Below are 15,081 nucleotides of genomic sequence, written 5' to 3'. Positions count from 1 at the left end.
GTCTTATCCGATCCCGCCGCCCGCGACGAAGAGTGTCTGCCCGGTGACGTAGGAAGCCTCCTGAGAAGCCAAAAAACAAATTGCCGCGGCCAGTTCCTCAGGCTCGCCGAAGCGGGCCATAGGGGTGTCGCGCAAGGTCTGCTCCATCACGCCTGCAAAACCTGCCTTGACGGTTTCGCTCATCGGTGCAGGATCGCGCGGAGTGACCCGGGTGACGTTGACTCCGCCCGGCGCAACGCAGTTAACGCGCACGCCGCTGGCTTCCAGTTCCAGCGACAAGGCTGCGGTAAGCGCGGCAACCCCGCCCTTGGCGGCGGCATATGGAACCCTGTTCACGCCGCGCGTGGCGACTGAACCGATATTTACGATTGAACCGTGCCCGGCCGCGAGCATGTACGGCAACACCGCGTGGCAGCACCAAAGTGTTGGCCACAGCGAACGGTTGATTTCAGCCACGATCTCGTCCGGGGTATAGTCCCAATAGGGTTTGGCCCAGATCGTGCCGCCAACATTGTGGACCGCCACGTCGATTTGGCCGAATTGATCGGTAACCGTCCGGTAAAGTTCGGTCGCCCCCTCGCATTTCTCGAGGTCGAAGATGGCGGCGTGGACATCGCAGCCCTTGTCCCGCAGACGATCGACCGTAGCCTGAGTGGCGTCAGCCGCTCGGTCGGCAATGATCACGATCGCGCCTTCTTCAGCCAGACGCTGGGCCGTGGCTAACCCGATGCCTTGAGCTCCACCGGTCACAACCGCGATCTGGTTGTCGAACCGCTTGGCAAAAGTCATAATCCTGCTCCTCCGTTATCCCTCATTCCTGCAACGAAACGCAAGGCTGGGTGGTTGCCTTGCCTATATTCTTGATCTATGCCGCGCAAGGAAATGCGTTGCGCGATGGCGAATGATCGGGCGTTGCAGTGGCGATCACCGGACCGAATCTGAGGAGAGAAACGAAATGGCCCGTACACTTATTGACCCCAGCGACGTCAAAGGCGCCTGGGCGATTATTCCCACTCCGGCGAAGGAGAATGCCTCGGATTGGCGCGCGACAAAGACAGTTGACCTCGATGAGACAGCGCGTGTGGTTAACGGCCTGATCGATGCAGGGATAAACGGAATTCTGAGCATGGGGACGCTTGGCGAAGCGGCGACCATGACCCACGACGAAAAGCTCGATTTCATGAAGGCGTTGGTCGATGCCGCGGCCGGCCGGGTGCCGATCTTCGTTGGCACCACTTGCATCAACACGCGCGACACGGTCGCGTTGACCCGGCAAGCGCTGGAACTTGGCGCGGATGGCACGATGCTGGGAATTCCGATGTGGTGCGCGCCCAGCCTTGATGTTGCTGTCCAGTTCTACAAGGACGTCGCTGAGGCCGTTCCCGAAATGAACATTGCCATCTACGCCAATCCCGAGGCCTTCAAGTTCGATTTCCCGCGTTCATTCTGGGCCCAGATGGCTGAGCTTCCGCAGGTCGTTACTGCAAAGTATATCGGCGTCGGCAACCTGTTGCCAGACCTTGCCGCGATACGGGGCCGTATCAAGCTGCTGCCGATCGATTTCGATTACTACGGCGCAGCCCGTATGGACGACTCGATCGACGCCTTTTGGTCGAGCGGTGCCGTGTGTGACCCGCTGGTGACCACGACATTGCGTGACCTTGTATCGCAAGCGCGCGCGACCGGTGATTGGAGCGCGGCGCGGGCCTTTATGGGCCGGCTCGGCCCAACGGCAGCGCCGCTTTTCCCTAACGGCAGCTTCAAGGAATTCTCGACCTACAACATCGCGCTTGAAAAGGCGCGGATGAATGCTGGCGGGTGGATGAATGCCGGCCCGGTTCGGCCACCGTACCATCTTTGCCCGGAACCGTATCTCGAGGGGGCACGCAAGTCGGGCAAAATGTGGGCTGAACTTGGCAAGGCGCTTGCGGCCGAAACATAGAAGAAGCGCGAAAATTGGGAGAGAGCGGGTGACGGACATCAAGCTGTCGTGGCCGAAGAACTATAATGAAGTTCCTAAGGAAGCCTTCGTTCGCGAAGACATCTATGCGGAAGAGGTTAAGCGCATTTTTCATGGCACCGAATGGCACCCGGTCGCCCATGAAAGCGAATTGCCCAACCCGGGAGATTTCAAGACTTTCCGGTTGGCTGGCGTTCCTCTGCTTATCGGGCGCGACGTTGAGGGCGTGGTGCGGGTTTTCTACAACGCCTGCTCGCACCGCGGCAATCAGCTCGAGACGGCGGTCATGGGCAACAAGACCGAATTCGAATGCCCTTACCACCGCTGGCTCTTCGATTCGAAGGGTGACCTGGTCGGGTGTCCCAACCCACGGGAATTTCTGCCCGGTTTCAACAAAGCCGACTATCCGCTCGCCCAGCCGCGGTTCGACATCTATTTTGGCCTGATCTTCGTGACGCTTTCGGCGGATACCGAGCCGCTGCTTGAATTTCTGGGCGACTCGCAGAATTGCTTGCGCGAGCTGCTTGCGGGCGACGGGCGGCTCAAGCTACTTGGCTACCAGAAGGTCCGTTATGATACGAACTGGAAGTCGTATACCGATAACGATGGCTATCATGCTCCGTTGCTGCATCAGGCGTTCAAGATGCTCAACTGGCAAGGCGGCAAAGGTCGCCAGTACACAGCAACGCACCGCGGTCACATCTGCTTCGAATCGGCCCTTTCTGTGGCAACCGGGCCTTCCGTGCTCAAGGACAAGTCGCTTATCGAGTTCAAAGGGCAGGACCCGGCGGTCGGATCCCGGATCGTCTCGCTCTTTCCAACCTTTGTTTCAACGAAGCATCTTGATGTCATCAACTTACGCTTCGCGACACCGATCGATGCGGAGACGGTTGAAGTCCACTATGCCTATTTCGCCCATCAGGATGACGACGAGGAAATGGTTCGCCATCGCCTGCGGCAAAGTTCCAACCTGCTCGGCCCGTGCGGCTTGATCAGCATGGAGGATGCTTCGGTCTTTCACCGCATCCACATCGGAAACCACACCCCCGGGTCGGCTATTTTCCAGAAGGGCGTGCACGACCCTCTGAAGTTGGAATCGGAATTCCTTCAGAATGATGAGAGCGGCAACCTGCCGCGCTGGGAATATTACCGTTCGGTCATGGGTTTCGAAAGGGCGGCGGCATGACGCAGACAGATATATCGCTCGAAGCTGCGCTCAACGCCTTGCTGCTGGCTGATGCGCGCGCACTCGACGGCAAGGATATGCTGGGATGGTTGGGTAATTATGCGGAAGAGGAGGCTGCCTCCTACTACTGTCGTTCGGCAGAAAATTCGGAGCACGGGTTAGAGATCGGCTTCATGTACGACGATTGCCGCTCCAGGCTTGAGGATCGCGTTACCTTCGTGAACGACATCTGGGTCGGAACCTTTCAGGACTATCGCACCCGTCATTTCGTCCAGCTCACCAGCTTTGATCGCATCGATGCAACCACCCTGGGAATGCGATCCAACTTTTCGGTGTTCATGACGCCTACAGACAGCGGGATCACCCAGGTCCTGGCGGCGGGACAGTACCTCGATACGGTGCGCCAAGGTAAGAATGGCGAATTCAAGCTGTTATCTCGGCGCGCTGAACTCGATACCTCGGTATTGCCGCGATACCTCGTTTATCCGATCTGAAGGAGCGACCTAGGACTCATCGCTTGTTTCCAGATCGAATGTTTGAGTGCAGGACAATCGGGGGGATAATGGTCTGCCCGATTGCGCGGACACTGCGGGATAAGAATTGTATATTGTCCAACAAGTGGCTATCCCTCAAAGCTTGAGCGCGCTTGGCGAGCGATGGCTTATCATGGACAGCTAAAGCGAAATGGCGGCCATGGATGGGCTAGATTCTGGGAGAGATTATATGGCGGCGAGTGTTTTTCCAAAAAACCAGGAAGAGTATTTCGAGCAGCTGCGAAGGGCACCGTTACTGGCGCTACCGACCGCCTTGCTTTTCGTTGCCTCGATGGGTGGCATCGGAATCGTCTGGTATCTCGTAATGACGGGGCAAATGCCGATTTGGTACGGAACCATCGCCAACGGCCTGATAACCTATCTGCTTTTCAGCGTAATACATGATGCGGCCCATATGTCCCTTTCAAGGGTCAAATGGATAAACGAGACGATCGGGGCGATCGGCCTCTTCTTTTTGTTTCCCTATGCGCCGATGGTACTTCTGCGTTGGGTGCACAACAAACACCACAGCTATGCCAACGGACCGCAAGACCCTGATCTCTTTGAACACGAATCGCCATGGTGGCAGGTACCGTTTCGCTGGACCCTGTTTGACGGCGCCTACATTTATTACTTCATCAAGTACGGCCAGAATGTTCGCAAAAAGCACGGCAGGGAACTCGTCGCCTTTTACTCAGGCTTGCTTGCGCTTTTTGTAACCGCCATTTATTTTGGATTCGGTTTTGAACTCATCATGTTGTGGTTCCTTCCCTCGAGGATCACACTTTTCATGATTGCAGTCGTTTTCGTGATCCTGCCCCACTATCCGGCAATGGTCGCCCAAGACGAAGAACCATACATGGCAACGACGATGCGCTTTGGATGGGAATGGCTGCTGACGCCGTTGCTCGTTTATCAGAACTACCACCTCATCCATCATCTCTATCCGGAAATCCCTTTCTACAGGATGCACAAGGCCTATTTCGTCAAGTTCGATGAGATCAACCGTGAGAACATCAGCAGGCAGACAGCCTTTGGGCTCAAGCCGGAGAACATGGAATCCCATCTGGCCTACCGCAAGGAAAAGGACACGGCTTTGCAGCCAGCTGAATAATAGCTGGCTCGACACGCTGCTCGTTAAGATCACTGCTGTCGTCGCCGTGCTTGCCATTGCGAACTGCCCCTCGCCGTGACCGGCAAGGCTGGGGATTCATGGGCGGGGCGCTACGCTGCTTGAGTTCCCGCCGCCCCCACTGCGCCGATCACAATGCGCAAACCAGCAATTGGCAGCCCCGGCAGGTTAAGGTGCTGGCACAATCGACGGGGCCGAGCATCATCCCCAGGAAGCTCGAGCGGATAAAGTCTGCCGACGTAGAGTATTTGGGTACCAAGAAAAGGGGCGTTAGGCAGGACGGTACAATTTTGCTCAGTCATGTAGGCCACCGAAAATAGCAACGGCGAGGATGTCCATTATGAGTGCCAAAGAGATTGGGGGCGGTGTGCCATCTAATGCGATCCCGGCGGTTCGCCCCGAATTCGACGTCGGGTTTGCTTCAGACACATCGTCGTGGACGCCCTATCAGAAACTGGTGCTGCTGCTGTGCTCTTTGGTGATAGTGCTCGATGGTTTCGATGCACTGGCACTCGGGTTTGCCGCCCCGGCGATGCTGCCCGACCTTAACCTTACCAAGGAAGAACTTGCGCCGGTGCTGGCGATCGGCCTGATCGGCATGACCATAGGTGCCACAATCGGCGGGATCCTCGGCGACAAGTTTGGACGCAAGATAGCCCTGTTGGCCAGCACAATCATCTTCGGATCTATGACGGGCGCAATCGCTTTCGCCAATGACTTGCCGACACTGGGACTATTCCGCTTTATTGCGGGTATCGGTCTGGGCGGCGCGCTCCCGAATGTCACCGCACTTGTTGCAGAGTATACGCCCCAACACCGTAGGAGTTTTGCGGTTACTCTTAGTTTGATTTGCATGGCGGTCGGCGGAGTGATCGGCGGGTTCGTTTCTGCCGAAGCGCTTCCGGAATTGGGTTGGCGGGGATTGTTCGCTGTGGCGGGCGCCTTGCCGCTGGTGCTGGCAGTGGCGCTGTTTCTGTTGCTGCCGGAATCTCCGCGATTTCTGGTGACCCGGCCGGAACGGTCGAACGAATTGCGCCAGATCTTCGAAAGGATGCGGTTCGACGTGCCGTCGGACGCCGTGTTTGTCGATCGCTCCGAATCGGGTGTCAACAAGCCATCGGCGGCAACCCTTCTGCGCCCTCCCTACTTGTGCGATACATTGCTCTTGTGGCTGGCCTTCTTTGGCTGCCTGCTGGCGGTGTTCATGTCGTTTAACTGGCTTCCGACCATGCTCGCCGATGCCGGCTTCGACCTTCCGACATCGAGCCGCGGCCTCCTGACGTTTAATGTGGGGGCGATTGTGGCTGCGGTGCTGGTATCCTGGATAATCCTTTTCACCGGATCGCGGTTGCCAATGCTGATTATGGCGCTTGGCGGTGCCGGGGGAGCCTTGGCGTTGAGCCGCATAGGGTTTGACCCGGCCGCGCCGAAGCTGCTGCTCCTGACGGCGCTGGCCCTGCTTGGTGGCTGTATCGTAGGCCTTCAAGTTGTACTCTACGTGCTCGCGTCGCACGTCTATCCGACGTTGCTGCGCGCAACCGGGGTTGGCCTTTCGGCGGGAATCGGCAGGGTCGGTGCGGTATTGAGCAGCTTTATTGGTGCAGCGGCCCTGTCTGGCTTCGGCCCGGTGGGCTTCTATTATGTAGTGGCCGCCGCCATGGCCGTGACGGCGATCGCGTTGCTGCTGGTGAGGAGGCACATTCCGCCCAGCGCCAAAACCGGGACAACCCCGGCTGCAGGGAGCTGACGCTGAGCGCTGCGGTTGGGTTTTGAACGTCGGTCGCGGGCGGGGCAGTCTAGATAGCTGACAAAAAGGCTGATTGGGCATGATCGACCCTGCAAGATGTCACCAATACCATCTTGCTAATAGGCGCGCTTTCATCTGTAGAAACTGGCCCAGCCAATGCCAACCATGCACTACTACGCAACCTTGGACCACGCGAGTCTGGAGTTTTCCGCCTTGCTCAGATCCGGTAGGCTGGTTTCACCGGCTGAGTTTGCCAGCATGATCAGGGGAATGTCCCGCGCATCCTTTGCGATCTCAAATTGAACCGGGCGACCCTTCTTCATTTGAGTGATTGCCGCTTGTTTTTTGATGTCCGGTCCGCTCACCAAAACACCGATCTTTAGTTCGACGAGGTCGCAGCCTCTCAACTTACCCTCGATCGCTAAATCAAACAATGCTCGATTCCAAACGCACTGCCCGCGATCCAGAAAGAAACGAATGGCCCAATTTTTGTTTCTGATTGAACGGTCGCTTCGGGCCAATCTTAACGCCGAAGTTTCAAGGTAGGTCGCTTTGCGTTTCCGGGTCGAATTTTAAGTATGTCATTTTCATTCCCCATGGTCGGAATGGCCAAGGAGAATGTCCGCTTCGAGGAACCAAGAAGTTGGACGCTTGCGTCTGTAATGAAGGCGCGAAGCCGACATTGATCGAGTGTAGTATCGGCCACCATGGGGGAGGGTGCTCAATGCCCTGTGGATAACTTGAAATCTATGCCGGGCGGGGGTATCGATGGGGGTATTTTTTAGAGCGTGGATAAAATATCGCTTGTCTTCAGTGATATAGCTCGAAACCGCCTGTCCCTCCTCCGCTACCAACAACCCCTTTGAATATAATCATAATTTATCAAATTGCGGCGACACCGGGCAGAAATGCCGTGTTGCATCTTGTTGCGCGCTTTTCCGGCGGTTTTCGCTACTTTCCGTTCAATTCCCGCTAGTCCGTGCAACATACGCGCGACATGATCCCTTTCGGGCAGGGGTGATCAAAAGTCTGTGCCGATTGCAACGGACATCGGCTTGGCCGAAAAAATGAACCATCCGCAATTCTAGGCATGGGGGGATGGCAGCTAAGGCGGGATTTCTGCCAAAAGCTGCCTTTCGGCAATCGACCCGATTGTGTTGAAAAACCCGGCGCTGAGATCGGCGCTGGCGTCAGCCTGATCGCCGCGCCGAGGCTTGGCCCCCGCTTATGCGGGGGCTGGGGTGGCTGGCATTGGGATCAGCTTGGCCATCTTGCGGAGGTTTTGGGCAGTTGCTGCGAGGAGGAACTCGTCTCTTGCGCCGTTTGGACCTCGCAGGCGCAGGCGATCCATCCTCAGGATGCGCTTGAGGTGCGCGAACAACATCTCGACCTTCTTTCTCTGGCGGCGCGAGACCAGATAGGCGTCGGTTGTGGCGATATCACGGGCCAGATCACGGGCGCCCTCGTGGACTGAGCGCAGGATCTTGCGTGCTGGTTGGGTCGGGCAACAGCGCTGCTTGAGGGCGCAGGCGTCACAGTCGAGCTTGCTGGCGCGGTAGCGCAGCATGCCGTTCTCATCGACGAACGGCCGATCCTCGCGATAGACCTTCTGCCTCTGGCGCAGCCGCTTGCCGGCGGGGCAGATATAGCTGTCATCCTCATGGTCGAAGGTGAAGGCCGAACGCTCGAAGGTATCATCGCGGCGGGCAGACTTGTCGAACACAGGGATGTGCGGCTCGATGCCGCGCTCCTCGACCAGCCATGACAGGTTCTTGGCATCGCCATATCCGGTGTCGCCTACGAGCCGCTCGGGCCAGAGGCCGAAGCGCTCCTGCGTCCGGTCGATCATGCGCCGCTGCGCGGTCACCTCGGCCTGACGGATGGCGGTGGTTGCCTCGACATCGACGATCACTGCGTTCTGGAGATCGATCAGGTAGTTGGTGGCATAGGCGAAGAAGGCACGCTCGCGGCTTGCTGCCGTCCAGCGTGCGGCCGGATCGGCCACCGCCAACTGCTTGGGCGGCACCGGGGTTGCGCCCCCGAAGGCCGCATCGTCGAGCACAGCCAGATACTCGCGAACAGCATGGCTGGTGGCCGGGTCCGGCAGACCATCCGCCTGATCGACAGCATGCTGGCGGTTCACATCGGCGCGCACGAGGCTGCCATCAACCGCGAACCCTTCACCGCCGACCAGACCCTCGGTGATGCAACGCGCCACGGTCGTCTCGAACAGCTGGCGCAGCAGATCACTGTCACGGAAGCGCCCGTGCCGGTTCTTGGAGAAGGTCGAGTGGTCGGGCACATCGCCTTCCAGCCCCAGGCGGCAGAACCAGCGATAGGCGAGGTTTACATGAGCCGCCGCTCTGACCGGATACCCATGCAGTAGCCGATGATCAGCATCCGGATCATCAGCTCGGGATCGATCGAGGGCCGTCCGGTCGAGCTGTAGAAGGGGCGCAGATGTTCACGAATGCCCGACAGATCAACGAACCGGTCAATCGAGCGCAGCAGGTGATCTGCCGGAACATGCCGCTCCAGGTTGAAGCTATAGAACAGCGCCTCCTGCGCCACGGTCCGCTCACCCATCATCCGATCGTCTCCGCCATGCTGCAGAGACATAGAATCAATACTTTACCAGCATTGCAAGGGGGAGTTTTTCAACAGAATCGACCCAATGTCAGACGTTCGGTTGCGACCTGCGACTTCCTGGAAGCGGCCAAATGTTCATGGGGCTCGGAACAGCTCAAATTGAGACTTAGCCGTCGTTCCCCTACGATGTGCCTAGCGGCGCTTTTCCCTAGAAGCAGACAACCGACATGTATTCGACCGGCTCGGCATAGCGATATCAGCTGGGCCGCTTGTTTAAGTGCAGCTCGGGTCCGCAAAAGGGCTAAAGCTGCATTTCGACTTTCAGATTGTCGCCATACGGCATTTCTCACTCGAGCTGGATGGGGACTGCCAATCATCCTGAAGCAATTGCACCAACCGCAATAATGGGTGTGAATTCACGCTCGGAAGAGTATTTCTGAAGTTTGACAGAGGCGCCTTCAGCTTCGGCGTGCTCTCGATTGCGTTGGGGCTTGCCTTAGCCAATTGGTGGGAGAAAGGCCGAAATGTCGGCGAAACGCGCGAACGAAAGCTGTGTCGTCGGAATAACCGAGCTTCGCACTGATCTCGCGGACACTGACATCGCCATTAGAGAGCATCTCCCTGGCCATCTTCATGCGCACCGTATCGACGATCTCTCGATAGCTTGTGCCGGCCTCAGCCAGATTGCGGGCGAGCGTTCTTTGAGAACGACCGATGGACTGTGCTATCTGATCAAACGTCGGCACCCGTCCATAATCCCGAAGCGACCCGTTGACCGACCCGGCAATGGTCTCGCCGACATTCGATCCTTGCGTGTCCTTGCGTGTCGCGGCCTCCAGCGCGGCTTGGGTCGCCTGCCAAAGCTCAGGCTTGAAGTCCGGTCCGACGCAACGCAGCGCTTCTGACGGGACAATCAACATCGCGGCATCTTCCGGCTTGATCGTGCGGCAGTGCAGGAGCGCATCGACTGCGGTATCGGAATGGAACCGGCCGATCGCGACCCGCCCCAGGAGGTTACGTCCGTCGCTGCTCATCCCCAGAAACGAGCGGATCACGAGGAATATCCAGATGAGACTGATCTGCTCATAGAGGGCGCGAAAGGGGCCGAGATCGGGATGGACGCAGATTGCAATCACCAGCCTGCCGTTCTCATCGGCCATCGTGATGCTGACCGTGGGGTTCTTCCCGTCGACCCGGGTAACGAGTGCGCGCAATGCTGCTTCGAGATCGGGTGCGGCCAGAACTTCCGCCTCGAGCGGGAAGCGCGGCCACTCCAGCATCATTCTCGCCAGCTCTGCTTCACCGATACGGGTCAGCAAGCTTGCCATTGGCTTCAGGCCTTCGACCAACGGTAGCTGGCGCGGAACGTGACGCAACCCCGCGTAATCGGTGCCTTCCAGCAGCCACTCCGGCCAGCCGAGGCTCTCGCCGAAAAAAGACGTGAAGCCGCTGGGCACGCTGCCGAAGGCTAGCCCCGGGTTGCGATGCGCCAGCGCCGCGATCGACGCATCAAACTCCAACGCCGTCTGCTGGTTCATCGGCTGCCCTTTCGCACCCCAATCCGCCAAGAGACATTCTTCCCGGCCATGGCAGAAATTGTCAAGCTTTTGGCAGGAGGTGCCGATTTCATATCAATGCGGGAATCAGTAGTCTTACCATGTCACATCCGTTTGACTGCGGATGCCTGACACAGGGGGCAGGAGCGGTCGCAGAGCCGCCCTGTCGATGGATCGCCTGTCCCGGGGAGGGCGGGCAGACGGGAGCAGACAATGATTGATCGATTTTCCAGCCGTATCCTCGCGTTAGGCGTTTGCAGTGTGCTTATTGCGACGCCGGTGCTGGCCGAGAAGGCAAGCAACCTGACCTGGATCAACGGAAAGGACGCCGCCAGTGCCGACCGGGAACTCAGGAACCGCGGGTTCAAGAGCATTTCCAGCCACCGCAGCTCAAGCGGCTACGTCAACAGTTACTGGTGGAACGGCGGGGACGACAATTGCATCGTGGTCGAATCCTATTCGGGCCAGGTCATGAGCATCAACGACGCGACCGACCAGGACTGCGGCCATCACAAGGGCGATGGAGCCGCAGCAGCCGTCGGCGTCGTCGCGGGGGCGGCGATCCTCGGCGCGCTGCTCGGCGGCAAGTCGCACCACAAGGACGGGCGCGACTATAACCGCGAACAGACCGCCGAGTTCGACCGCGGCTATGCTGACGGGCTGCATGGGGCGACCTATCACAACTACAGCCGCTCGGATGCCTATTCGCACGGCTACGAGAAGGGCGTGGACGAGCGCGAGGCGAACCTCAGCCACCACCACCGGCGCGGGGGCTATGCCCAGGTCGCGCGGATCGATGACCTGCAGGGTGCGCGTGCGGCCGGCGGCATGAGCGATCTGGAAAGCCGCGGCTTCAAGCAGGTCGACAACTTCACCAGTGGCAACGCGCGCTATTCGATCCAGTGGAAGCGCGACACCCGCCAGTGTGTGCAGGTGACCATCGCCGACGGCAAATTTTACGACATCCGCGACATCGGGACGCACCCCAAGTGCCGCTGATCGGCCGGGTCTGCTGACCCGGCCCATGCAGGGTCGGCGCTGCGCCTTGACGAGGCACACCCAACGGGTGCGGCGCTGGCTCTGCCTTTGCTGATCCGAACTGTTTGAGGGTAGTAAGAAGATGACCATGCGTGTGATGATGGGCGCTGCCATGCTGGCGCTGTCGGCCTGCGGCGGTGCGAACGACGCTGCGGATGCCACGGGCGAAGCCGCAGCCGACACTGCGGGTGCCGCCATTCCCGAGAGCCTCGCCCCGTTCGGCGATGGCTATCCCGCAGCGGGTGACCCTTGCCGCCGGCTCGGCGAAAGCGCAGCGACGTCGAACTATCTCGATGACAGCGCGGTGCTGGTCGGATGCCCCGACGAGGCATCGGCCAAGGCGCTGGGCGGCTCCCTCGTCGGCAATGTCGATGGCGTGCGGCTGGTCAGCATCGCGATGGGCGATGCCAATGCCGGCATGAACGAGAACCGCCCGCCGCCCCCGGCAGATGCGCCGGCCAAGTTGGGCGATTTGGCAGTGCGCGGCCCCGACGGCCTCGAGCAACGGTGCCTCAAGCGTCTGCGCGCCGAAGGGCTGGCGGTGATCGGCACCAACCGCATAGAGGAGTCCGAAGCCGCGACCGAGATCTTCGTCAACATCCGCGACGCCGATGCCCCCTGGCGCTGCCTAGCCTATCGCGACGGCACCATCGCCGAGGTGATGTATACCGGCAGCGAGGGCGGGTTGTAGCAGTGTATCGACCTGACCAACGAGGAAAACGCGAGATGGTAAACTGCAAGAACATTCTCTTTGTCGCACTGCTGGCAAGCAGCCTCGCCGGTTGCGGGGGCGCGTCGGACAGCGCCGCCCCTGCTGCAAGCGATAGGTCGACAATCGCCGAAAATGGTCCGCCACCGCCGCCCGACATTCCCGAACCGATCGAACCGGGCGACGAATACACCGCGACCACGATCCTCGACTGCGGCTTTGACGGCGCTGCTCCGACCCAGAAATGCAACGCCGGGGTCAAGCGCAATTGGGGGGATGCCGGCGACGAGGCGCTGGTCGAGGTGTTCAAGCCCGACGGACGCAAGCGCGCGCTCTATTTCAAGGGCACCGATCCCTATGGCGCGGACAGTGCGGAGGCTGACGGCTCGGCCGCATGGGACTTCACCTCCACCCGCGAGGGCGACGAGGTGACGATCACGTTCGGCCCGGAAACCTACGTCATCTTCGACAGCCTTATCGTCGGCGGGTGATCAATCAATAGCACGCCAGCAGGGCGCCGACCGCAACCTGCATCAGCCAGGAGAAGCAGCATGAAAATCGCATTGTTACCGATTGTCGTCGCCATGATGGCCCCGCTCGCAGTTGCGCCCGTCTACGCACAGGAGGCCAAGAACATCCAGTTCGCGCGCGGGACGACCGGTTCGACCGTCTCTGGTTCGATCAAGGGTGACCAGTATATCGATTACCGCATTTCGGTGCGGGCTGGCCAGCGCATGGACATCACCCTCCAGCCGACCAAGGGGTCGCCCTATTTCAACGTGGCGGAGCCGGGATCGGCCGATGTGGCGATCTTCAGAGGCTCAAGCGACGGCCAACTTTACAGCGGCACAACAGCGAAAAGCGGAACCTACACGATCCGCGTCTACCAGATGCGCGCGACCGCCCGCCGCGGCGAAACGGCTTCTTACCGGCTCACGGTTTCGGTCACGGGAGCAGCGGCGAGCGGCTCGGCACCGAGCCACCACCCCGCCGATGCGCTGGTCAGCGGCACGCCCTATCACGCCACCGCGACGATCCGCTGCCGCGCCTCAGCCGGCGCATCGATGTCGTCGTGCGTGGCCGGTGTCGTGCGCCGCAATGCCTCGGCCACGGTCCACATCGACACCCCCGACGGGGGCGAGCGCTCGATCTTCTTCCGCGACGGGCGCGCGGTGTCGAGCGACAGCGACAACATGATGAGCGTCACGCGCAGGGGTGACACAAACATTGTCACCATCGGCACTTACGAGGTCTATGAAATTCCAGACGCCTTCATCTTCGGCGGCTAGAGAAACGGGAGGCGTGAGAAGCATAGGGGCTATTGGGATGAAGATTTTCCTATGGGGAAGCGCCATTTCGTTGGCCTGCACACTCGCTGCGTGTCAACATTCGGCAAACGCTCCTGAACCTAGCGAGGCATCGTTTTTGGGCCTGAGTGGGACAGTTTGGCGGCTGGTTGAAGTCAAGTCGATGGATGATGCCTTGGGCTCGATCCGCCCAGACAATGCTGAAAAGTATACGCTGACATTTAACGCCGATGGCACAATTGCAGCCCGTCTCGATTGCAACCGAGGGGTGGGCCCCTGGCGCAACGAGATTGTCGAACCCAGCGGCGGCTCGCTCGAAATCGGTCCGCTGGCGGTGACGAGGGCACTTTGTCCGCCGCCGTCGATCGGTGAGGCTCTGGCAGGCCAACTCGGCGATGTGCGCGCCTTTATCATCGAAGACGGACGGATGCACATGGCGCTGGCGGCGAACGGCGGAATTCTCGTGTGGGAGCCTGTCGCGCCGCAGCAATGATGTCGTCACCTACCCGAAAGCAGTATGGCGGCTTCGGGCGGAACCAGACGTTCAATTTGACCATTGTGAATGGCTGGGTCTGGGTCGAGAGGCGACGCATTACTTGGCTGCGATCAACGGCAGCTATCGCGTTCTGTCACCCGAAAGCGGTCAGGCGGCAAACCACCCAACATCGGTCATTCACGCTTCGAAGCGCAGTGCCCGAAAGCGGACGACAAAAGTCCGATCAATAGAGTGCTGTCAAGTTCTCATGAGGTGCAGGGGGGTGGTCAAAAGGCTAAGCCGATCATCATGGACACCGGTCGAAATCCCGCGTTGAAACGCTAACACAGGTTTCCGCCCGCGCGCGGGCGCGCGCGAAGGAGCGGCTAAAGTAGGCTGAAATAGAAAAGCCGCTGATCACTGCTTTCAGTGCATCCCCGGTGCAAAAACACCGAATTTCCCATATGATTTAGGAAAATAAATTGGCGTGGTGTCCGGGTGCGGTTAGCAATCGGTCATCCAGCTTTGGGGGTCATTCAATGCAAACGCCGCTTCGCCAGCTACTCGCCCAGTGTCCCCCGTCAGCACCAATGGCACAGATTTGAGGTTGTGATTTAAGGAGGGTTGGGGCTTCGTCGTAGTGACGAAGGAACGAAGATGAAGACCCAACCCTCCTTGAAGAAATCGCCCCCCAAGAAGGCCCCTGCCGAGCGGGTGGTGAAGGACATCCGGCGTGCAACCCGTCGCCATTTCTCGGCTGAGGACAAGATCCGCATCGTGCTCGACGGGCTGCGCGGCGAGGACAGCATCGCCGAGCTGTGCCGGAAGGAAGGCATCGCCCAGAGCTTG

14 protein-coding genes and 1 pseudogene are annotated in these 15,081 nt (G+C 59.4%); 11 read left to right on the top strand and 4 right to left on the bottom strand.

The window, feature by feature from the left end:
- Positions 1 to 3: 3 nt before the first annotated feature.
- On the bottom strand, positions 4 to 789 hold the full coding sequence (locus tag BUA05_RS05865) for a 1,6-dihydroxycyclohexa-2,4-diene-1-carboxylate dehydrogenase (protein ID WP_072673743.1): 786 nt from the start codon (positions 787 to 789) through the stop codon (positions 4 to 6).
- A 166-nt stretch (positions 790 to 955) separates the two neighbouring features.
- On the opposite strand from BUA05_RS05865, the gene BUA05_RS05860 reads away from it, so the two are divergent.
- From BUA05_RS05860 to BUA05_RS05840, 5 genes are all read left to right on the top strand, one after another.
- A complete protein-coding gene (locus BUA05_RS05860; RefSeq protein ID WP_072673900.1) occupies positions 956 to 1,942 on the top strand; it encodes a dihydrodipicolinate synthase family protein in 987 nt (328 codons plus the stop codon).
- Positions 1,943 to 1,970: 28 nt separating this feature from the next.
- Positions 1,971 to 3,146, top strand: a complete 1,176-nt coding sequence (locus BUA05_RS05855; RefSeq protein WP_072673742.1) for an aromatic ring-hydroxylating oxygenase subunit alpha — start codon at positions 1,971 to 1,973, stop codon at positions 3,144 to 3,146.
- On the top strand, positions 3,143 to 3,640 hold the full coding sequence (locus BUA05_RS05850) for an aromatic-ring-hydroxylating dioxygenase subunit beta (RefSeq protein WP_072673741.1): 498 nt from the start codon (positions 3,143 to 3,145) through the stop codon (positions 3,638 to 3,640). Before BUA05_RS05855 ends, BUA05_RS05850 begins: the two co-directional genes overlap by 4 nt.
- 190 nt (positions 3,641 to 3,830) lie before the next feature.
- Positions 3,831 to 4,793, top strand: coding sequence for a fatty acid desaturase (locus tag BUA05_RS05845; RefSeq protein WP_245790103.1), 963 nt, complete (start codon positions 3,831 to 3,833; stop codon positions 4,791 to 4,793).
- Positions 4,794 to 5,151: 358 nt separating this feature from the next.
- Entirely contained in the window at positions 5,152 to 6,558 is a 1,407-nt protein-coding gene (locus tag BUA05_RS05840) for an MFS transporter (protein ID WP_158093693.1), read from the top strand.
- 173 nt (positions 6,559 to 6,731) lie between these two features.
- Here the strand turns inward: BUA05_RS05840 and BUA05_RS14345 are convergent, their stop codons facing one another.
- The 3 genes and pseudogenes from BUA05_RS14345 to BUA05_RS05825 all read right to left on the bottom strand — a co-directional run bounded on the left by BUA05_RS14345 (position 6,732) and on the right by BUA05_RS05825 (position 10,685).
- Positions 6,732 to 7,079, bottom strand: coding sequence for a site-specific integrase (locus tag BUA05_RS14345; protein WP_245790102.1), 348 nt, complete (start codon positions 7,077 to 7,079; stop codon positions 6,732 to 6,734).
- A 704-nt stretch (positions 7,080 to 7,783) separates the two neighbouring features.
- A pseudogene (locus BUA05_RS05830) lies at positions 7,784 to 9,147 on the bottom strand (IS1182 family transposase).
- Positions 9,148 to 9,605: 458 nt separating this feature from the next.
- Positions 9,606 to 10,685 (bottom strand): helix-turn-helix transcriptional regulator, encoded by a 1,080-nt coding sequence (locus tag BUA05_RS05825; RefSeq protein ID WP_072673739.1) that lies wholly within the window; start codon positions 10,683 to 10,685, stop codon positions 9,606 to 9,608.
- A gap of 279 nt (positions 10,686 to 10,964) precedes the next feature.
- Here BUA05_RS05825 and BUA05_RS05820 point away from each other — a divergent pair, with 279 nt between their 5' ends.
- From BUA05_RS05820 to BUA05_RS05790, 6 genes are all read left to right on the top strand, one after another.
- Complete coding sequence (locus BUA05_RS05820) at positions 10,965 to 11,702, top strand: hypothetical protein (protein ID WP_245790101.1); 738 nt, start codon at positions 10,965 to 10,967, stop codon at positions 11,700 to 11,702.
- 121 nt (positions 11,703 to 11,823) lie between these two features.
- Positions 11,824 to 12,432 carry a hypothetical protein gene (locus tag BUA05_RS14840; protein ID WP_211277613.1) on the top strand — a complete coding sequence of 203 codons (609 nt, stop codon included), beginning with the start codon at positions 11,824 to 11,826 and terminating at the stop codon, positions 12,430 to 12,432.
- Positions 12,433 to 12,467: 35 nt separating this feature from the next.
- Positions 12,468 to 12,941, top strand: coding sequence for a hypothetical protein (locus BUA05_RS05810; RefSeq protein WP_072673737.1), 474 nt, complete (start codon positions 12,468 to 12,470; stop codon positions 12,939 to 12,941).
- Between the two features lie 60 nt (positions 12,942 to 13,001).
- Positions 13,002 to 13,739 (top strand): hypothetical protein, encoded by a 738-nt coding sequence (locus BUA05_RS05805; RefSeq protein ID WP_143150265.1) that lies wholly within the window; start codon positions 13,002 to 13,004, stop codon positions 13,737 to 13,739.
- On the top strand, positions 13,705 to 14,250 hold the full coding sequence (locus tag BUA05_RS05800) for an META domain-containing protein (protein WP_084662494.1): 546 nt from the start codon (positions 13,705 to 13,707) through the stop codon (positions 14,248 to 14,250). Before BUA05_RS05805 ends, BUA05_RS05800 begins: the two co-directional genes overlap by 35 nt.
- A gap of 639 nt (positions 14,251 to 14,889) precedes the next feature.
- Positions 14,890 to 15,081: transposase (locus tag BUA05_RS05790; protein WP_143150264.1), on the top strand; the 192-nt coding region annotated here is incomplete at its 3' end.

Source organism: Erythrobacter sanguineus, assembly GCF_900143235.1.
Classification (GTDB): domain Bacteria; phylum Pseudomonadota; class Alphaproteobacteria; order Sphingomonadales; family Sphingomonadaceae; genus Erythrobacter; species Erythrobacter sanguineus.
The sequence above is the reverse complement of the archived record's forward strand: the minus strand, read 5'-3'. Positions and strand labels throughout refer to the sequence as shown.